Annotated in this window: 20 protein-coding genes; 2 read left to right on the forward strand and 18 right to left on the reverse strand. The window is 37.3% G+C overall.

Annotated elements, in window-relative coordinates:
* The first annotated feature begins 70 nt into the window (after positions 1-70).
* The gene (locus N7603_RS00405) at positions 71-988 is read left to right on the forward strand and encodes an N-acetylglucosamine kinase (RefSeq protein WP_262095333.1); all 918 of its coding nucleotides are present in this window, start codon (positions 71-73) and stop codon (positions 986-988) included.
* A gap of 90 nt (positions 989-1078) precedes the next feature.
* Here N7603_RS00405 and N7603_RS00410 read toward each other — a convergent pair whose 3' ends face one another.
* From N7603_RS00410 to N7603_RS00455, 10 genes are read right to left on the reverse strand one after another with little or no spacing between them, the layout of a single operon-like run.
* Positions 1079-1927 (reverse strand): immunoglobulin-like domain-containing protein, encoded by an 849-nt coding sequence (locus N7603_RS00410; protein ID WP_262095334.1) that lies wholly within the window; start codon positions 1925-1927, stop codon positions 1079-1081.
* The gene (locus N7603_RS00415) at positions 1928-2914 is read right to left on the reverse strand and encodes a LacI family DNA-binding transcriptional regulator (RefSeq protein WP_262095335.1); all 987 of its coding nucleotides are present in this window, start codon (positions 2912-2914) and stop codon (positions 1928-1930) included.
* 15 nt (positions 2915-2929) lie between these two features.
* On the reverse strand, positions 2930-3223 hold the full coding sequence (locus tag N7603_RS00420; RefSeq protein ID WP_262095336.1) for a hypothetical protein: 294 nt from the start codon (positions 3221-3223) through the stop codon (positions 2930-2932).
* Positions 3224-3283: 60 nt separating this feature from the next.
* Positions 3284-4180, reverse strand: coding sequence for a DUF1861 family protein (locus N7603_RS00425; RefSeq protein WP_262095337.1), 897 nt, complete (start codon positions 4178-4180; stop codon positions 3284-3286).
* Positions 4177-5235 carry a glycoside hydrolase family 130 protein gene (locus N7603_RS00430; RefSeq protein ID WP_262095338.1) on the reverse strand — a complete coding sequence of 353 codons (1059 nt, stop codon included), beginning with the start codon at positions 5233-5235 and terminating at the stop codon, positions 4177-4179. The genes N7603_RS00425 and N7603_RS00430 overlap by 4 nt, the downstream gene beginning before the upstream one ends.
* 19 nt (positions 5236-5254) lie before the next feature.
* The gene (locus N7603_RS00435) at positions 5255-7168 is read right to left on the reverse strand and encodes a hypothetical protein (protein ID WP_262095339.1); all 1914 of its coding nucleotides are present in this window, start codon (positions 7166-7168) and stop codon (positions 5255-5257) included.
* Between the two features lie 33 nt (positions 7169-7201).
* On the reverse strand, positions 7202-7756 hold the full coding sequence (locus tag N7603_RS00440) for a hypothetical protein (protein ID WP_262095340.1): 555 nt from the start codon (positions 7754-7756) through the stop codon (positions 7202-7204).
* 29 nt (positions 7757-7785) lie between these two features.
* On the reverse strand, positions 7786-8652 hold the full coding sequence (locus N7603_RS00445; protein ID WP_262095341.1) for a carbohydrate ABC transporter permease: 867 nt from the start codon (positions 8650-8652) through the stop codon (positions 7786-7788).
* A gap of 10 nt (positions 8653-8662) precedes the next feature.
* On the reverse strand, positions 8663-9523 hold the full coding sequence (locus N7603_RS00450) for a carbohydrate ABC transporter permease (protein ID WP_262095342.1): 861 nt from the start codon (positions 9521-9523) through the stop codon (positions 8663-8665).
* A 3-nt stretch (positions 9524-9526) separates the two neighbouring features.
* Positions 9527-10786, reverse strand: coding sequence for an ABC transporter substrate-binding protein (locus N7603_RS00455; protein ID WP_262095343.1), 1260 nt, complete (start codon positions 10784-10786; stop codon positions 9527-9529).
* Positions 10787-11133: 347 nt separating this feature from the next.
* On the opposite strand from N7603_RS00455, the gene N7603_RS00460 reads away from it, so the two are divergent.
* Positions 11134-12990, forward strand: coding sequence for a type I phosphomannose isomerase catalytic subunit (locus N7603_RS00460; protein ID WP_262095344.1), 1857 nt, complete (start codon positions 11134-11136; stop codon positions 12988-12990).
* A gap of 7 nt (positions 12991-12997) precedes the next feature.
* Here N7603_RS00460 and N7603_RS00465 read toward each other — a convergent pair whose 3' ends face one another.
* From N7603_RS00465 to N7603_RS00500, 8 genes are all read right to left on the reverse strand, one after another.
* Positions 12998-13201 (reverse strand): helix-turn-helix domain-containing protein, encoded by a 204-nt coding sequence (locus N7603_RS00465; protein ID WP_373425327.1) that lies wholly within the window; start codon positions 13199-13201, stop codon positions 12998-13000.
* Between the two features lie 43 nt (positions 13202-13244).
* Positions 13245-14678: a DUF2828 family protein gene (locus N7603_RS00470; protein WP_262095346.1), complete on the reverse strand. Its 1434-nt coding sequence runs from the start codon at positions 14676-14678 to the stop codon at positions 13245-13247.
* Between the two features lie 219 nt (positions 14679-14897).
* Positions 14898-16076, reverse strand: coding sequence for a hypothetical protein (locus N7603_RS00475; RefSeq protein ID WP_262095347.1), 1179 nt, complete (start codon positions 16074-16076; stop codon positions 14898-14900).
* A gap of 67 nt (positions 16077-16143) precedes the next feature.
* Entirely contained in the window at positions 16144-17946 is a 1803-nt protein-coding gene (locus N7603_RS00480) for a hypothetical protein (protein ID WP_262095348.1), read from the reverse strand.
* A gap of 198 nt (positions 17947-18144) precedes the next feature.
* Positions 18145-18795, reverse strand: a complete 651-nt coding sequence (gene pgmB / locus N7603_RS00485) for a beta-phosphoglucomutase (RefSeq protein WP_262095349.1) — start codon at positions 18793-18795, stop codon at positions 18145-18147.
* A gap of 1 nt (position 18796) precedes the next feature.
* Positions 18797-19771 (reverse strand): hypothetical protein, encoded by a 975-nt coding sequence (locus tag N7603_RS00490; protein WP_262095350.1) that lies wholly within the window; start codon positions 19769-19771, stop codon positions 18797-18799.
* Positions 19772-19782: 11 nt separating this feature from the next.
* The gene (locus N7603_RS00495; protein WP_262095351.1) at positions 19783-20637 is read right to left on the reverse strand and encodes a carbohydrate ABC transporter permease; all 855 of its coding nucleotides are present in this window, start codon (positions 20635-20637) and stop codon (positions 19783-19785) included.
* Positions 20630-21523, reverse strand: coding sequence for a carbohydrate ABC transporter permease (locus tag N7603_RS00500; RefSeq protein WP_262095352.1), 894 nt, complete (start codon positions 21521-21523; stop codon positions 20630-20632). The genes N7603_RS00495 and N7603_RS00500 overlap by 8 nt, the downstream gene beginning before the upstream one ends.
* Positions 21524-21526: the final 3 nt, after the last annotated feature.

Consider the following 21526-nt stretch of genomic DNA (forward strand, 5'->3'; position numbering starts at 1 on the left):
TACCCATAAGAAATTTCTAATAACCCTTTGAAAACATTTTATTTATGCTACAATGATTTCAGGTGATAATATGTTATTTTTAGGTATCGATGGTGGCGGGACAAAAACAAAAGTCATCATCATAAATGAAGAAAGGAAAGTCTTATATGAAGGTACATCCGGTCCTTCTAGTTTAGATACAGTAGAAGAATCTATAACCATAAAACACATCAATGAAGCCTTATCTCATTATACTGTTAATGAATCATTTACAGCTGTTTTCGCTGGTTTGGGTGGCGTATCTGATGATTATTATAAAGCACGTCTAAAAGATTTATTAAGACACGTTATTGGTGTTTCAGAAGAGACATTGAGACTTTCTGCTAGCGATATGGAAAACGCACTAGCAAGCGGTTTATACTTTGAAGAAGGTTTAGCTTTAATCGCGGGAACCGGGATGGTCGCTTATGGGAAAAACAAAGAAAATATTACCCATAAGGCTGGTGGTTTAGGCTATAAAGAAGGAGATCTTGGCAGTAGCTATGATTTAGGTATCAACGCTATTAGAGCATTAGCAAGAGCGCTTGATAATCGTTATCAAAAGACAGCTTTTACAGATGACCTTCAAGCTGCACTAGAGATATCCACTGCAAGTGAGATTGCAACGCTAATGGACAAATGGCAAAACGAAAGAACCAAGATTGCCAACCTAGCACCATTTGTAACCAAGCATGCAAACCTTGGTAACAGGTATGCAATTGATATTTGTAATCAAGCATCTAGAGAACTAGCTTTATCAGTTAAAGCGGTCCAAGATACAATTAGTTTAGCAACTCCAAAACTCGTGGTTGTTGGTTCACTCGGCAACTCAGGTGGCTATTTTAAAGAAGCACTTCATGGCTATTTAAAAACATTCATTCCTGGAATTGAAATCATTGAACCTAAAGTTGACCCAGCCTATGCTGCAGCGTTACTAGCACTTTATTACTACAACAAGCAATTAATATAAATCCTTTAATCCACATTAGTATAAAACCCTATAACCTAGTGCATGATATGCATAGAGGCTATAGGGTTTTTTTGGAGAGATATAAATCTATTATAGTAATTGATTAATAATGGTTTCGTAGGTTGTTGCAGATGGTTCTACAATATTAAATGTTTTCACATCGTCGATTTTGATGATTGCCCAGTTTTCTAACTTCGTATCGACAATCTTAATATAAAGCGTTTCGCCTCTAGTTAGTCCAGAAATAGTGAGTAGGTTAAACTTGTAGCCAACTAGGAATTCATTCCCACCATATTTTTGTGGGTTTGAATTCGCGAATTTCGCAATCATGACATCATCGGATGCTCGATAAACCCCTAAATATAGGTTTTGGATATCATTACCGCCACCCAGTCTAAAGTTGATCCAACCAGACCCTCCTAAGACAAAGTTTGAAGAACGGATCGCACCGACTTTATCGTCATCGGTTTTGGACCCATCAAAGAAATAGGTACCTTCTTTACGGTTATTGGTAGAAATGACATATTCGTTTTTGAATGCGTCACTAGAACCACTGATTTGTTCAATCGTCCAACCGGTTAAATCGCCTGTTTCAAAACCGCCATTTTGAATGTCCATGTTTGCGGCGTATTCGTATACGACAACAGTGAATGTCTTTTCATTCGCGGTATTGCCCGCTTTGTCGGTCGCGTTGTATTTCAGGGTATATGTCCCTGTTCGATTGGTGTTTAAGGTATCCCCTGAAACCACCACTTCAATGTCTTCATCTATATTATCGGATACAACCACGCTCGGGGGTGTGAATTCACCGCCGACAATCATCGCGGTGGTGCCGCCATTTACTAATATGATGGGTTTTATGTTATCGACTTCTTTTTGTGTACAGCCTACTAATAATCCAAGTCCTAATACAGTCAGTAAAAGAAAGAATTTCTTCATTTAAGCTCCTTTATGTTCTTTGACGGATTCTCTTTCTACCATTAAACATTCAAGGGTCATGTTGATCAGTTTCGCTTTCTTATTGTGAATGCGTCTGAGCATCAAGGTAATCGCTTGTTCAGCCATATATTTACGGGATACTTTCATCGTGGTAATTTGAGGGTTTGAAATTTTGGAATAAATGACATCGTCAAATCCGATGATGGAAATATCTTCAGGTACTCTTAAGCCTTGTTTGTTTAATTTTTGAATGAGTAAATAAGCGCTATGGTCATTGTTACATAAAAAAGCACTTGGTAAGGATTCTGGTAAAACGACTTCTTTCATTTCACCAAGTTCGTTACGGTCTTCTAAAATGAGGGCGTTTTTATAGTCAAGCCCCTTTTCAATGAGCGCTTTGGTAAAGCCTAAATAACGGTCAATAATCGAATTGGTGGATGGGATTCTTCCCACATACCCAATCGAACTGTGGCCGTGTTTTAGTAAGTATTTCGTGGCGATGTAGCCCGCGTTAAAGTTATTGGAAACGATACTATCTAAATTGAGGTCATCGTAATAAAAGTCGACACAGATGAGTGGAAGTTCTAAGGCTTCAACGGCTCTCACGAACGATTTTTCAAACTGTCCTAACATCATGATGCCATCCTTATTTGAGGTGGAAAAATGGATTTGTAAGTTCTTTTCATCGTTCTTCGAAACGATTTTTAAAACGAGACTGATGTTCTTTGTAATGGCGTTTTCGTTTAATCGCTTATAAAGGGTTGTATAAAAGTCTTCGGTTTCCGCTAAAAAGATTTCAGGGACTAAAACAATCAGTTCATACTGTTCGTTCTTGGTATACTGATAACCCATTTCCTGAGCGACAAGGCGGACTTTTTCTTTCATATCCGAGGAAATATCCGTATCGTTTTTAAAAGCCTTGGATACGGTCATTCTTGAGATATTCAAACGGTTAGCAATGTCTTGCATTGAGATTTTCTTAGACATGGGTATACCTCCTTCTTAGCGATTAACGAACCAAATGGTTCCGACAAATAAAGCTAAACCGAGCATGTGCATACTAAAGATCACATGCGCGGTGATTTTTTGTTTAAGTGTAAATTTGGATAAGTCTTTATAACCGATAAAAGCGATAATACCAGAACCCACAATGATAATAACTGTTAGGTATAACATGACTTGATTTAGAAACGTTTGACTTTCTTCTACATACTCAGACATTCCAAAGAATACCAAACAGTTTAATAGGAAGATTAGGAATGCACCCAGTATGAGTAGAAGCTTTGATTTTTTCATGAGTATACCACTTTCATTATTCATATTTTATCATGAATAAGCATTGTTTCAACGTAATTATTAGAATGGGTTCGATACTTCGATCGTTTGGACTTCTGCGTCCGACACCCCAACATAGAGTGTGTAGGTGTTTTTGTTTAGTGGAACCAATGCAGCTGAGAATAAAACGTCAATCAGGTCATCGCGTTTCGATGGACCTGGATTGAAATGTTCGCGCGCAGCGATGAGTTTCATCGGGCTTGCTTGTTTCGTTCTGATATCCACTTTAAATGTCATTGAATAATAGTGTCTGATGTCATTACCTGAGAAGTTCGCGATATGGCCTAGTACTCCAATCGTGTGGTCATCTAACATGAGTAAGTGGTTCGCACCACCCCATTCAGTTAGAATGAACTGCTCGAATAAAGGCGCTTTATCGATGAATTCTGTGGTGACTTCGTCATACGAATTCGCGATATCAAATCCAATTTGTCCGCGTTTACCTTTTTCCCCTTGAGGTCTTGTAAATACACCGATACGACCATCTGGAAGTTCAATTAAACGAACATCTTTCATGCCCATCGGTGCGTTTAAGGATACTTTAAGATTATTTGGATGATCTCCCTTATAGAAGCGGGTATACCAACGTACTTGGCCATTTTCATGGAATACATACGTACCACCCACAACAAAGTCTAATCCAATCTTTGTAATACAAGGGTCTTGAAGGTCTAGTGGGGTTAAATCTTCTCTTTTAACATAAATACCATTTTGGTTTTCAAAATAAACAGATTTGGAGACTTCTGAGTCTCTTTTTTCAACTCTCGCGAGAATGAGTTCTTTACCTTCAAATAGAAATGGGGATGACGGGTTATACACATCATAACCATCCACACCTTTAAATACTAAGGTCTTTGGATTTTTAGGTAATTCATTTTGATGGTAGTCTTTTAATAAATCTTCAATGGGTTGTCTCATAGGGCTCCTTCAAACGGTTCTAGCGCTTCAAATAATTCATCTAATGATATCGTAGCTAAACATATTTTATCATCTGCTGCGCCATAATAAATATCTAGTAAGTCATTTTTCAAAATGACCCCACAGGTAAATACCACATCTCCGAAGAAACCTTCTTTTTCATAAATGGTTTCCGGTTTTAAGATCGGATGCTTGGTTTTATGTGTGATTCTGGTTGGATCATTTAGTGGGGTTAGGAAAGCCCCTAAACTGTAGACGGCTTTACCTGCAGTCGCGGCGTGGTAAATGTGTAGCCAGCCTTTGTCTGTTTTCACAGAAGGCGCTCCACCACCGACACGGCCATTATCCCAACCTGTTTTGTTTACAGTCATCAAGAGGTGATGGTCACCCCAGTGGGTTAAATCTAAGGATGAAGCCACCCACATGTTTGGATAACCAATATCACTCGGCACGGGGCGGTGATACATATAGTATTTACCATTTACTTTTTCTGGGAATAGCGAAACATCTTTATTATCTACAGGTAAAATGATCCCTTTACGTGTAAATGTATCAAAATCATTGGTTTCAATGAGTCCAACAGATACACCGTGTTTGGACACCGCGGTGTAGGTAATGTAATACGTATCTTCGATTTGGGTAATGCGTGGGTCTTCGACACCCCAGGATTCCATCATTCCTTCTGGAAAGATCCAAGGCTGTTCGTCGATTATAAAGTGAATACCGTCATTAGAGAAGGCCCTTCTAAGATGAGAGAGCGAGGTGAGGTATTCCACTTTTTTGTTTAAATTACTAATTGTTCTAGAGTCGTGGAATAGTAGATTTGGGTTCGATTTATCGATGGTCTTTATCTCAATTTCGTTGTCTTTATTTAAAACAGGTACATCGATGAACCCAGGTCTACTCTTCGCACTCTCTGCGATTCTAAGTAATAGGACGGTTTGTCCATTGTAAGTGGTTGCGCCACAATTGAATACACCATCCACTTTGAGTGATTCATGGGTGGGCTTAATATCTTTAGTGGTTATAAGTGGATTTTCTTTAGCTCTATTCATCTATTCACCGATCATTTCTTTATAGAACTCGGACTCTAAGTGTGATTTGATCATAAGCGCCTTGTTTTGTGTAGACACGAATGATGATTGACTTAGATCCTGAGGTCCCTGTTAAGTTTAAACTATTGGATGTATATTGGGTTGTTTTCCCTTCGAAAACGACTTCATAGTAATCCACTTCATCTGTTGGATTGTTTAAGAATGTATCCACAATGAGTTTGAAGTTTTTAGGTACTTCTGCATTGTTTTGATAGTTGAGAACATTTAATGTGGCTTGTGAACTGGAAAGAATGATATCCCCTACTTTAGTGAGGTTTTCAGTTCTTGTTGGGTTCGCACCACTTGGAAGTTCAACGATTACAACTGCTTGTTCTTTTTCTAAAACCAAATCGTATTCACCTTTAGCGTTAGTCGTAAGTACATTTTCTGTGACTGCGTCATAAAGTACAGTACCCGATTCAGGTGTATATTTAACTGTTTCAGTCTTTGAATTTGGATTATAGAGTAAATAAGTTGGATAGGTTTGGTTATAGTAATCACCTGAGTTCAAGTCTATCTTCAGGATGCCATCCACATTCGTCTTCTCATAGAGGGAACCAAGCATTCCCATAGAGGCCCCTGAATAGACTGAAAAGTCTGTTTTAGCCCAATTGTAAACCGTTGGGTCTCCACCAAACCAAGGTGATTTATTGTTACCTGATTTACGAATCCCTTCATACGGGAAGACGTTATTCGCGAGTGTATTGAAGGCCTGTGCTTCACTTGCGTACTCGCTGTTATTCATCGATTCATTTTCATCTTTAGCGTAATTCGGGAAGAAGTATCTTGAGTTTGAAATCAAATGGTTGAGCCATTTTCCGATACTGGCCGCATAGCGTGTGTCGTATTTGGCGGTTTTCGCCATAATGAATGCTGAGGCGAAAGAGTTCATCGAGAATGGATAGCCACCGCCATCGGTAATAGAACCCATTAAACCCGATACCGCGAAGCCATTATAGTTATCATTCAGCATCCCCCAACCACCACGCGGAATGGAGTTCCCATTAAACACCGCGTTAAACAAACGGTTCACATCAAAGTTGGTGTCAAATTCTTGGTTGTATTTAGCAGCTAAGTAAGGTCCAAAGTATAAAAGGATTTCATACATGGGTGACCCTGAGTATTTTTCTTCAATATACTTCAAAGATTCAATCGCAGCGTCTTTATACTTGGTTTCTCCAGTGAGTTTGTATCCATAATACATAAGCATCGAAATACCTACTGCACTATCGGGTTCACGCCATACGTTGTTACGGTAAGGGGTCATGGATTTGAAATCAAAACCAGTAAAGTCATAATCTTGTAAGTTATGCATTACTAAATACGCTTGATACCAAGATTCAATTGTCTTTAATGTGTTGGTTCTTAAGAGTACTTCATCCTCATAGAGTATCGATACTTGGGTAAAAAGAATCGCTGGGTAGATCATATACCACATCGAAATATTACGGCTATTGCCCGATGGGTTATTGATGACCACTTGTTCTTCTTCATTGAAGTATACATTCAGTGGGGTAACAAAGTTGTGTCCGTTTTGATTGGATTTATCAATCCCGAGTAAGGAAGCACTTAAGACAGCAGCAACTGAAGTTACAGCTTCTTGAGACCCATCCACGCCATTACGATAATCGCCTACATAAGCGGAAATCCCATATGCGTCATTTGTCGAATCTGCCCAAATAAGCGGAAATAACGTACCGGTCTTTTCAAAATCAAACACCAATTGATCATAAGCGAGTGCTTTTGATTTGAAATCGATGATTTCGTAGTTTTCAGGTAGCTCAGAATCGAATTGATTCACGCGTTGAATCGATTTCTGATATACGGCTTTTAAGTTGTTATTTTGAGTATTGGTGCAAGCAAAGGTGCTTACGCTTGTAAGCACCAGTAGCATGACCAATGTGATCTTTTTGACCCTCATGGGATCTTATAAGTTGCCTTGTAAAATGGTGAAGGATAATACTTCTACATTCGCGTCAGAAGCTCCGACAGCCCAAATCCAGAATTTGCCTTCGATTTTACCATTGTATACGTCGATAATGTCTTGTCCGAATTGAGAGTTCACGTCAACCATGACATATTTGCCCCATTTCATACCGTTGTCTTCAAATACATATAGACCCCAATCGTGACCTTCTTCTGGGTTTTCAGGCACGAACTTAACAGTCCATTTGAAAGCGTCATTGACTTCTTTGATTTGGATTGCGATATAAGTTTGTTTAGTTAAATCTAATGTTAAAACTGGAGATTGAACGCCACCCCAAGATTCAGCACCTACACGAATCACAGTGAAGTCGCCTTCTGCGTTATACGTTGCTGTACCTAATGCAGAACCGTCTGGAGTTACAGAACCTGTCCATGAACCTAAATCTTGTGCAGAGAATTGCTTAACGATTTTTAAGCCATCTCCTGATTCATTGCCACACGCTACAAGCGCGAGAGCTGTTAATAAAACTACTGCCAAAGTTAAAAACTTTTTCATTTCTTTTTTCTCCTCTTTCTATATATTTTTTAACCTTTGATACCGGACATTTTGACGCCCTCCACAAAATACTTTTGGGCGTATAAGAGAATGGCTAATATCGGGACTAAGGCGATGAAGCTCGCTGCCATCAGTGGACCCCAGAGGATCTCACCCGATAATGAGTTGAATGAAGCCAAACCCAGTTGAATCGTGTACTTCGCTGGGTCATTGATATAAATCAACTGACCTAATAAGTCATTCCATGTGCCCATGAAGGCCCATAGCGCAATCGTTATGAGCGCTGGTTTAGCCAGCGGAATAAAGATACGGGTGAATATTTGCATATGGTTTGCACCGTCGATATAAGCCGATTCTTCATAATCTTTGGGGCATGTTTCAAAATACATTTTTAGGAAGAATATAAACGATGCACTCCCGAAGTAGGCAGGAAGTATAAGTGGGGTATAGTTGTCGGTAAGACCTAACATCGACCACATGATAAAGGTTGGAATCATCGTGACTTCATAAGGCAACATCATGGTTGCTAATAATATCATGAACAAGAGATTACGACCTTTAAACTTGAATCGTGCGAAGCCAAAAGCGACCGCTGCGGAAACAAACACTTCCCCAAAGATCTTAAGAATAGCGATTACTACGGTATTCCACATATAACTGAATATGGGAATGATTTCGAAGGCTCTTTTAAAGTTTTGAATAAAGAAGCCTTTCGGGAAAAACGAGATATTCGCATTGATGATTTCCGATTCGGTTTTAAGTGAAGTCGAAATCATCCAGAAAAATGGCAATAACATGACCACTGAGCCTAAGAGTAGACCCGTATGAATAAGTACGCTCTGAATGGTTTTTTTACGGAAGTGTGCACTTCTGACTTGCTTGACTGTTTTTTCCATGATGTGCCCCCTATTCCGTATGAACCCAATATTTTTTGGTCACATTCACAATGACAGTGAAGAACATAATGATGATAAACAAAATCCAAGCTAACGCAGTTGCGTAACCCATCTTATAATGCGCAAAGGCTTGTTCGTAAAGGTAAACCATGTAGAATTCACCCTCACCGCCCGCTCCACCCAAGACGTAGGCATCTGTAAACTTACGGAACGCAGAGATGATACCAATTATTAAGTTATAGAAGATAATCGGTGTCATCATTGGTAAGGTGATATACCAAGTCTTATGTAAGCTATTCGCGCCATCAATCTCTGCAGATTCATAGAGTGAGGTTGGCACGTCTTTTAAAGCAGAGAGATACGTTAGAATCCCCCCGCCTGCACCCCATACTGCCATAATGAGATAGGAAGGTAATACCCATTCCGGGTCATAAAGCCAGTTAGACCCTTTGACTCCCACCAACTCTAATATATAGTTGATTAAGCCATTGTTTGGATCTAATATCCATCTAAATACAATCGATACGGCAACCCCTGAGACAATCGCAGGCATATAGTATAAAATACGGTAAACGCCAGCGCCTCGTAGATTCTTTGATAGCATGACTGAGATTGTAAATGAGGTAAATACCACTAATGGAATCGCAATAATAGCATATCTAAACGTAATCCATAATGAATGCCAAAATTGATCCGCATTAAATATTTCTTGATAGTTTTGTAAACCGATAAATTGAATGTTGGTTCCTACAATTGACCAATCGGTAAAGCTGATGAATACCGCAGCAATCATTGGTAAAATGGTGAACAAAAGAAATCCAATGACCCAAGGTAATACAAAGTAGAGTCCTATTCTATCTTTTTTACTCATCATCTAATCCTTAATCTTTGCGCGCATATTCGCTGCGGCTTTATCGATTAAATCGATGTAGTCGACATTCGGATTTTGCAGAATTGGTAAGTATAAGCCTCTCCATAAATATAAATCTGATAGTTCAGTCCACTGTTCTGTGTAGTTCGCACTTCTTGCATTCGCTAAGGCATGTTCAATCGTAGGCAAAGCAGGAATCTTATCAGGAGCAATCACACTAATGTTATCTAATGTGCCTTTAATTGGTGGCGCAATCTTCCAAGTAAAGAAGGCTAGTGTCAAAGCTTCTAGAGCTTCATAGGCTAAATCTTTATCTTTAACACTTGATGACATCACGGTAGATGCGGTCCAGTCAAATGGGTTCGATTTACCACTTGGGTCGGATGGAATTTGGGCGTAGCCTAATTCAAATCGATCCGCTTCAGGCATTAAGGTGATTTTTCTTTCAAAGTCATCTTGAATGCCCCCCATATACATCGCCACTTCTTGTCTTTCAAAATAGACATTACGTGGGTAAGAGATGTTGTTATATCTTGGAATGAGGTTTTCTCTAAATAGTGTCACTAAATTACCGATACCGGCTTTTGTGCCTTCTGAATCGAGTAAGACAGTTTTACCGTCAGAGGATAAGATATCACCACCGCCACTCCAAATGAATGTTTCGATGTTTGGGTTACCTTCAATTACTGTCGCATATACCGATTTATCTCGATAGGTCTTACCAGCGATTTGTCTGGAAGTTTCAATAAACTCTGCCCAAGTCCAGTCGTCGGTTTGTGTTGGCATATCGACGCCTAAGGCTTCGAACATCGTTTTGTTGTAATAGACGATGAATGGGTTCGCAATCCAAGGTAAGCCCCAAGTCTTATCTTGGAACTGTGCACTTTGGATGACACCTTCATAGTAGTCTTCTTCATTGAGTGACTCACTGTTTGCCATATACGTTGTTAGATCGACAATAGCGCCTAAGTCAGCATACTTAGCGATGAGTTCTTGTGTGATCCAAAAGAAAGATGGCGCTCTTCTCGCGGCGATTTGTGTCGAGAGTTTAATATAGTAATCCGAAGGTATCGATAACGTCTTTATCGTATATTTCCCTTCTGCTTGTTCATTGACTTGTTTGACAATCGCATTGAATTCGGATAATTCTGTACCAGCTGCCCATGTCGCAATCGTAAACTCATTCGACGGGGTGTTATCTGTACAAGCAGCAAGTATACCGGTTACTAAGACCATCAGTAACATACCTAGCATTTTTTTCATAAGGTTTTTGTGTCCTTTCGTAACTTTACATTTATTTTCGTAACTATATCATACCGACTTTATTTTCAAATGTCAACGCTTTCACACCACTTTTTTTAGGCAACCGATTTCCAGCTAGTTGGAAAACTGCCTATTTAAATATAATTTAATGTGAAATAATGGATACTTAAAATAATGGTTTTTGGCTTAATAGTTGTAACTTTCGGTTTCAAATGGATACTCAAAAAAATTCTATGTTTTATATAATAAAACATACGATTTTTGGTGTATAGACAATTTTCAAAGTGAATGATATGATGTGTGCTAAGTCATGTAAAGTGACAAATTTTACAAGTGAGGTATACACCATGAAAAACGATGTATTATTTTTATCCACAGAGTTTAAATATCGCATATGGGGTGGACGCCGACTTGAAGAAATCTATTCTGAAAAGCTACCTTTTGATAAAACAGGTGAAGCTTGGTGCATCAGTGCACATCCAAATGGACCTTCAAAAGTTTTGAATGGTGATCATCAAGGCAAAACCTTAACTGAACTGTATAAAACCAACCGTGAACTCTTCGGTAACATTGAGAGTGATGTATTTCCGTTATTAATAAAAATCATTGACGCGAATGATGATTTATCCGTTCAGGTTCATCCTGATGATTTACTTGCAAAAAAATACCAATCACTGGGTAAAACCGAGTGTTGGTATATTTTAGACGCAAGCGAAGACGCTTATATTATTTTTGGTCATAAGGCTTTAACCAAAGATGAATTTATTGATTATGTGAATAGAGGCAAATGGGATGAATTGCTCTATAAAGTGCCTGTTAAAAAGGGTGACTTCTTCTATATTCCTGCAGGGATTCTACATGCATTAGGTAAAGGCATCTTAGTATTAGAGACACAGCAGTCTTCAGATATCACTTATCGTTTATACGACTATGATCGTATCGATATCAATGGCACCAAACGAGAACTTCATTTAGAAGCAGGTATAGAAGCAACCCTGATCCCAAGTCCAAATTCAAATACTAAGCCACATACATTCAAAGTGGATCAAAATCAAATCACAAGACTGATTGATTCATCTTTCTTCACTGTGGATAAATGGGTACTCTCTGAACATATGACATTCACTAATCCATTGTTCAAACTGATTACATTCGTTGAAGGTTCGGGTATGATTAATGGGTATCCCTATAAAAAAGGTGATTCTTGTATTGTGACTTCACTAATGAAATTGATTGATATTTATCCAAATGAGCCAACTTTGGTGATTGCTTCTCACATTTTAGATAAAGAACCTGACTTACTGTTCTTAGGTATTGATGGTGGTGGAACCAAAACCAAAGTATCCATCATCGACGCAAACAAGCAACTAGTCTATGAAGGTCTATCCGGACCTTCAAGCCTTGATACAGTCAATCAAAAGACTACTTTAAGAGCGTTTCAAGACGCATTGATCCCTTTCTTTGAAAAACACCCAAATACTGTTTTTAAAGGTGTTTTCGCAGGTCTTGGAGGCGTTTCAAAAGTGTCTGATAAAACACAACTTAAAAACATCCTTTCGCTCATTCCAGGCGTTACTAATAAAACAAATGTCACTGCAGGCAGTGACATGGAAAACGCTCTAGTAAGCGGTTTATTTGAAGATGAAGGCATGGTCTTGATTGTAGGAACTGGTTCAGTAGCTTATGGTAAAAATAAAAAAGGTGAAACCCATAAAGCAGGTGGACTTGGATACAAAGAAGACGACTTTGGCAGTGCTTATGATTTGGGCTTGAAAGCCATCCAAGCAGCATCAAAAGCACTGGATAATCGATATGAAACAACCGCCTTTACTAAAGCGGTTATTGAAGTATTAAACTTTAAAGAACCGAACGACGTTATCGACTTTATGGAACACTATCGTGAAAATAGAACCTTCATCGCGTCGCTCGCTCCTATCGTGACGAAGCATGCAGATTTAGGCGATGCTTATGCCATGAAGATTTGTGATAACGCAGTGGATGAATTGGTTTTAGCTGTATGTGCAGTTCACAGAAGACTACAGTTTGAACATTCACAACTTGTCATTGTCGGCACGCTTGGGAATGAAACGAATTACTTTAAAAAGACGCTTCATAAGAAACTGATCGAATCGATTCCAGTATTAGAAATAACAGCTCCAAAAGTTGATCCTAGTTTAGCTGCAAGCCTAAACTCTTTAATATAAAAACATCCTAATCAATGACTAGGATGTTCATAATGGATACTTCAAATACTGTCGCTAACACAACTAAGTTGTCAATCGAGGGGAGTGAATCTCCCCATTGCCATTTGTATATGGCTTGGGGAGAATCAAATCCGAAGAATGCTTGGATGCCCTTGACTGACAGGTTTTTTTGTTTTCGTAGCGATTCAATGTTTTTGCCGGTTGCCCTCATGTTAATTCGTGGGAATGTTGTTGCCAAAATTGTTCACCCTCCTCTAAATTAAGGTATCAATCACCTCATATTTCTTAAGTGATTCCATCATAAATTCATATGGATTGATACTTTTATTTTGTGCAATTTTCTCTATAATTCTGGGTGATGCTCCACTAACCAATAAAACTTGATCCTCTTTTAGGACAGGTACATGAACGCTTCTTGCACATACATTCCAGAATACGACGGTAGGCAACGCGTATCCATTTTTGGCATATTCAGTTTCGAAATACTCATAGGATGACATCCCTTTGACACCCTGATCAAATTCCATATCGGATATGATGAGAATTCGTTTGGGTAGGTTTTCCTGACTAATTCCAGTCTTTTTAGCATACTTAAGAATTAAATCAAAAACCTTCTTAATGTCTGTATTGGAACAATCAGCGTAGGTCATCGCTGTCACTATTTTATCATAAATATCACCTTTGTCTAGTTTAACCAATTGTGGTGTTGCTCCAAAGGTGATGAATGAGTTTTTAAATGGACCACTCAGCATTTCTGAGGTTAGTATGGCTAGACTGGTTGCGATATGTATCGCATTTTCTTGAAACATTGAACCTGAGCCGTCTCTCACAACAATGGTTGAACTATCTAATTCTTGTCTTGGATAGTTATCCCATAGTTTTTGATAGAACTGTTTGGTGGTTTCATCCACTTTAGATTGTTCTAGGACATCTCTTACAATTTCATAAGGATGTAAAGCATCCATTTTTTTGGGTGCTTTACTGCTAATGAACTCAGTAAATCTAGTCAAGTCATTTCTGATCCAGGCTTGTTTGTATTTGAATAAGGCTTTAACGGGTAATGTTTGATAATCATCAACCAAACCTTTTTCTCTGAGTACATTTTCAACAATGAGACCCTTTCTTAAGTAAGCTAACATCATACGATAATCTTGATTGGTATAATCGAGTGCTTTAATTACTTTATGTGCTAAGTCTCTGGTTTGTTTGGATGAGGTATTGATTGAGGGCATCCACTTCGCTAATAACGAAATTGGTTCGTTCTGTTCTTTGGCCTTCATGTCTTTTGACAGTTGTAATTTAATCCATTCCAACATGTCTTGTTCGACCGGGGTGTCCATTAGGGCGAAATAATCATCATATCGACCGTAGTCTTGGATGATAGGAATGAGGTTTTTCACAATTTCTGGGTGAAAGTGACCTAACCCATTGATGAGTGCTCTAAAGATTCTTCTTTCACCCAGACCTGATTTGATGTCACGTGCATAAAACAAAATTTTAGTTGCAAGCTTATAGTCTTCATAATATGCCTTTAAGAATAAGGTATATAAGTCTTCTACATGATAGCGCATGCCACCAATTAATGCATAAAGATCTAAACAGTATGAGCCTGTGCTAACATAGGCTTTGTCGCCATTCTCTGTTTTGGTGTTGTTGAGTTCCTGTGTGAAATAGGTATAGGCATCCATGAAAAAAACCTCCATCATAAGGGGGTATGAGGATATCTAATATAAGATACCCTCATACGACAAGACACATGTTTGTGTGAATATTGAAGAACCTATTTATCTATAATCTGTAAATTGGCTGTTCGTGTCTTTACACCTTTATTATAGGGGTTGTTATTTATGGGAGCAATAAACTGGTAGTTTAATCCGATTTCAATTCTTTAAATCCTGATGCTCATACTAGTATTCATTCAAAAATTCATTTGTAGCCTCAATATGCATTAGCATTCCTTCGATAAACATAGCAGCTTCATTAAAGAAATAAAACATATTATTTGGATCATATAAGGAACCTTTGTGATAAAGTTCTAACGATTTATTGGTAGGATATCTGAATTTATCACCATTTCTATCTAGTTTATCAATGCTTTTGATGTATTTTTCAAGAATGTGAATTTCTGTTGTCTGCCAGTGTTCGATATTTGCATAGTATTCAAAAACAAACTTATACTTACTCCATAATCCTCTTCTCAGTTCATGTGACTTCAAGTAATCCTGTGTTATATTGACAACGTAGCGTCTTTTAATTTCGCTTATCACATTAGGATGCAAACTAATGCCTATATCCTTAAGTAGTAATTCAATGAGATTACGATACATAAAGATCATTGGTGGGATATACATGACATCACCTGATGTTGTAAATTCCCTATAAAGAAGATCACCTATTGATTTATAACCCTCAATTTGTTTAAAACTATCCATTTCGTACATTTGCCATAAGTAGCAATTGCCGTAACCATTCGATGCTTGACATAAAAAAGTTGCGTCGGGTGAATTCTCATATATATAATCTATGTTTTCTTGTAAAGAATCACTAGCTAACTTATCATCACAATAGAAGTCGTGAACCAATAGAAATACACTATTTAAACAGTTTAAAATTATTAGTATATCTAAATATTTGTTTTTATACTGAGCTAAGAATGTACTCGGAAAAGGGTATCTAAACAAATCAGATTTTTGATCAAATATGTTGATGTTATCAAAATACTTACTTATCCAAGTATATTCTTCTTGAGGCATCATCCGTATTGTACTAACTACATCAAACAATGCTTTCAAATCGTGCTTGTTACTTTCAAATATCGATATGCACTCAGTTTTGGATTTATTCTTAATAAGTATAGATTTTAGCAACAGTTCAATTGCGTGTCGAAATAAATAAAAAGTAGGTAATGTGTTTGTATCAACTATTAAATTAATGTCTGAATTATTAATGACATATGTGGCCGCTTTAATTGCAGATTCATAGTAATAAATCGCCCACTTCTTATAAGCAACTTTAAAGTCACTTTCTTCTATCGAAACACCATTAACTATTTTTGTGATATCATCGTGATTACCAAAATTAAACATATACTCTCCTTATTTATAAAGCATAACTGGCGTAAGATTCACTCACGCCAACTATGCTCAAGTTCATTTATTGTTCAAGTCCATAGGCTGGTGTAAAAAATGTTGATGTATATCTTACAGATACCATCGTATTAGCAAATGAATAGACAGTTAGACTGATTTTCATGCTTGGCTGTAAATTATTTATAGTTTTTGTTAATGTTTGATCTGAAGAAGCATATCCTAAGTAATAATTAATCCCATTCAAATTATAATACATTGGCACAGCAAAATTATTTTGATTTCTAACTTGAATTCTAAAACTATAGGGTGTTTGCTGATCAATGGTTACGATTGGTACTTTATGCGCAACAGACACGGCATATGAGGTAACACTCGATGTTGTATTATAGAATTGAGTTTCTATATTTTGTGGTTGATTGAATGCTTGGGCATTAATTGTGCTTGTTTGGTTATAAGAACCAAAGTTTTTCGTTAAAATTACCCACTGTAATCCATTGATTGAGTGTGTGCCTGTTAACCCATTCGTTAGTGAAATTGACACAGGAATTGGTGCATTATTTGTAAGTTGTAACTGATACCCCGATTGATTTGCGCCCAAGATTGTGAATGTTGGCCTACTTAAAATGCCTGGGTTTTGTTCTGACCAATCACCTTTAACAAATGAATCTATCTTCATTATACTGCCGTCGTTATACTTTACATGTGTTTTATTTGCATATGCACCACCTGGATATTTAATAGTTTGCGTCACATGTATGTATCGATTAATCATAAGCTCCTTATTGATTACATCATTTACTACTTCATTGCCTATATCAAGACTAAAACTTGGTCCAAAGCATCCCAAAATATCTTTTGATAACTCTATTCCACACCCGTAAGTATGATTAAAGTTTAAATCTACTGTAGTCTGATTATAGGTTGCACTAGAAAACATTCCAAACAATGTATGAAATACTTGGGTAGCGGATTCTTCACCAGTCTTGTCGTTGTATTGACTATTTACTCTTATTGTGTAGTTCATTCGAATCTCTCTAATTTTTATTAGTGGAATTATATTTACTTGAACGTTCGAGCCTTGTTCAACATTGCAAAATCCAAGATAGCTATTATTTCCTATTGAGCTACAATATGCACCATAATCGTGAAAATCACTGGTGCTATCTACAAGGGAATGAAGATTCTTAATATACGAGTATAGATCAGTTAGTTTGAATTTGGCAACTGCACCAGAGGTTATGCTGTCACTTACTCCATTCGTCTTAGGAATTTTCATATCATTTGGTGTATATTCAATGACACTTTCCGGTACTTCGGTAACTCCACTTATCGATGTAACATAGTGTATGAATTCCCCGCTATTGCTTGTGTAATCAAAATCCACTGGTACAAAGTAGTATCTCGTTTCATAGATAATTGATAAGGAAATTGGATCGTTGGTTATATTGGCATTTTCCGCTCCAATAAGTATTGATACATCATCAGACGGCATAGGTGTGTTGCTTGAGTTTGTTCTACCGTTAACTGATCTATAAATGTCTCTTGCATAGCCAGAATTATGTGCATAAAGACCTTTTGAATCTGTACCTATAATATTATTAACTTCATAATAAATATTATAATCGTTGCCATAATATGGCCCATATAATCGCTTAAGTGTAGTTAATTTAATTTCGTCAAACTCTGTGAACAATAATGAGTTCGTGTTTTCTACTACATTAAGAACATCAGGTACGACTAGACTATTGTCTTCTAATGCATAAACTTTTACGCTTAATGATAATACTAATAACACTAATAAAACAATTTTTTTCATTTTTTCTCCCTTTCGATGATGCATCTTCCTTATACACATTTCAATATCCATATTTCATATTCACCTCCACTTTTATCGAAAAATGTATTAGATAGTACCCCATTCATACTAATAAAACGAATTTTATTAATTTTTTGTCCGCTTTATTTTAGAAAAAAATACTGAATTTTTCATTTTATACCAAAAAAAGACCATTTGGTCTCTTTTTTGGTTATTATATTGTACTTGGGTTACCAATATAGTCATTAATCATTTATTGTCAAGGAATGCTTGTCCAACCAATAGTTCGTTAATTCCTAGTAGTGTTTTATCCGCCATTTTTGAGAGACTTGCTGGCCCTATGCCAATAGCAAACATCTTAGCATTTTTTGCTGCTAAGATACCAGCTTCTGCATCTTCAACGACAGCACATTGTTCAGGTTTTAACCCCAGTGCTTGACCCGCTTTAATAAACACCTCAGGATGAGGCTTACTGTATGTGATGTCATTACCATCAATAATCGCGTCAAAACTATCCAGTAATCCAATCTTTTTTAGTATCTTCCTTGCATTTTTACTAGATGAACCAATAGCAATCTTAATATTTTGCTGTTTTAGCAATCGAATAGTCTCTTTTACACCGGGTAATATATCTGCTTCTGATAGTTGATCTAATAATCTTACATAGAATTCATTTTTTTGAGTAGCCAATGATTGCTTTTCATCATTAGAGTACACCTTAGATGCTCTAGATAAAATAATCTCTAAAGACTCCATTCTCGAAACACCCCTCAACTGATGATTGATAGTTCGATCAAAAGGTATTCCTTCCTGATTTGCAATAAATTGCCATGCTTCAAAATGAAGGTCATCGGTTGAAACGATGACCCCATCTAAATCAAATATTACACCTTTTATCATATTATTTCTTGGTCGCCTTTAATGAGAAATTTTGGAGGGTTATTGAAACGTCATATGTCCCTGGTATTTCATACCCAATATTCATGTTCGTTAAGTATAAATCTTCTACCTCGGTATTGAGTAATGCGCCTTGTTGTTTAGCAAGCATTAATGCGCGAGCAAAGTATGGAATCAAATCGATGTTAATGTCATTATGAACACCTACTTGTAACCCATTTGGCATAAAATCAATTTGTGGCATTTGATAGATAAACTTCCCCGTATTACCTGAAGTACCTGCATCAATCATGCCATTTTCTTGCATCAATGGATATCGTGCATCAAAAAATGGGATACCAAACCACATATATTCACCTGCATCAGCAGCTGCATTACTTCTTACTACAATGTACATCAAGAACTGTGCTGTGTGTAATGAGGCGTTATACTCTGCATTTGACATATGATTCACTAAACTATTCAATTGAATGGAAAGACTCAATACGATGCTTTCTACATCACTGACTGATACATTTTGTGATAAGCCTTGTTGGATTAATAAATGGGGCCAAGCTTCTTTAGATTCTCTTGGACGTAGGTATTCTTTTGAGGTATTCAAGACAAATGTGATTTCGCCAGTATCTGGATTAATAATGAGTTTTTTAGATGGATCTTCAATGGTATAGAAACCATCCACATAGGCAACTTTTTTACCATTCAATGCATAATCATCCGCTAATCCAAAACGATTGCCAGCTTGCCCTAAAAGCCAAGCAATCTGACCCGTTGGTGTCCCATAGGTCAAATTATAATCTAAAGGATAACGATTGTCTGGTTGTGGTTCATTATCTGCTGGAGATATCACAAATCCATTACGGAAATGATTATCTTGAATGAGTTCAATGACCTTACTTTCTGGATTCGGTGGTTTTTGATTACAGGCTGTAAGCGTCATAAATAATCCTAACATACAAAACAGTATCAGGCTTTTTTTCATAGGTTTCTCCTTTACATTTTAATGCTACCACTGGTCAATCCAGCGATAAATTGTTTAGATGCTAATAAAAACACGATGAGTAGTGGTAAACTGCTGATGACATACGCTGCAAAAGGTGCCCCATAACCACCTGTCATACCATAATAAGCTGAGGTGAAATTGACTAGTGCGATCGGTAACGTGTGTAATCGTTCTTCAAGTAAGACCAGTGATGGCCATAAGTAATCGTTCCAACCACCAATAAATGAGGTAATTACCAAAGTCCAAATAATGGGTTTTGAGATGGGTAACATCACATTATAGTAGACTTGAAAATCAGTTGCACCATCGATAGTTGCAGCATCCAATAATTCTGTAGAAACACCAGAAAATGAGGTTCTGAGTAAGAATGTTGCAAACGGAATCGAACCTGCAATAGCGGGCAAAATAACACCCCAATGTGTATTCACTAACCCGAGTTTATTAACAAGTTCATATTGACTGGTGATGGTCACTATTCCTGGCATCATCAACAAAGCAATGATCATATAAAAGATGGTGTTTTTGTACGGAAAATTGAATCTCACAAAAGCAAACGCTGTAAATGAACCGATGGAAACAATCCCAAAAGTTTGAATGATCGTAACAAACAACGAATTAAACAAATACGGTTTGATGACAATCCAAGCATATTCATAATTTTCAAGACTCCATACTTTGGGTAATCCGAATGGGTTAGACTGATCATCTGAAATGGTTTTAAAACTTTTAATGACAAGCATGAACAATGGGTAGAATGATAAAACCAATAAGGTCACTACTAATAAAGTTATGATGACTTCGACATATTGTTTCTTTAAATATCTAACGATCAGCATATTAGTCATTTCCTTTCAGTTTTTTCATATTGAAAAGGGTAACCCCTAACGTCATTAGAAAAATAACAATCCCGATTGCAGAGGCATAGCCATACCGGTCATACGTGAACGCTTCTTCGAATAACATGAAGGCTGGGACATTCGTCGCGTTCGTTGTTCCTGGCCCACTACCTGTGACTAAAACCTGTAGATTAATGTTCTGTAATCCCCCAATAATTCCCATCACAACAAAGTATTTGATTTGACCTTTCAATAAAGGCATGTCGATTCGAATCACTCGTTGAAGTAGGTTTGCACCATCAAGCTTAGAGGCTTCGATGACCCCACTGGATATGTTTTGTAGTCCCGCTAAATAGATTAAAAATGAAGTCCCGGCAACCCATGGAAATGCAGTTAACATAATGGCTACTGGCGCTAATTTAGGATCAAAATACCAGTTTTGATTGCCACCACCGAAGAAGTTGATGAGTCGATTCGCAATACCCGAATCACCACCAGCAAACACGATATATTGCCAAATAAGAATGACGACGACAGCAGGGACTAATACCGGTATGATAAATAAGAAACGGTATAATGCACTCGCAAATCGACTTTTTAGATTATATAATAACTCGGCTAGAAAGATTGTAGCAAAATTACCTACAAACATCCCTACCACAATAAAAATTACCACATTAAACAAGCTTCGATAAAAAACTGGGGATGTGAATAGTTCAATGAAATTATCAAGGAAAATGAATTTTCCAATCCCTGCACCATTCGCATCCGTAAACGAAAACATCAATGTTCGAATCGGTGGATAGTAAGAAAAAATCAGCAATAACAAAATCGCTGGCGAAAGCCATATAAAGGCTTTGTATTGAAATTTGGGTTTTCGCTGATTTTTCTTCATAAT

Origin of the sequence: Paracholeplasma vituli (genome assembly GCF_025446935.1) — a bacterium.
Taxonomy (GTDB): Bacteria; Bacillota_I; Bacilli_A; order Acholeplasmatales; family UBA5453; genus Paracholeplasma; species Paracholeplasma vituli.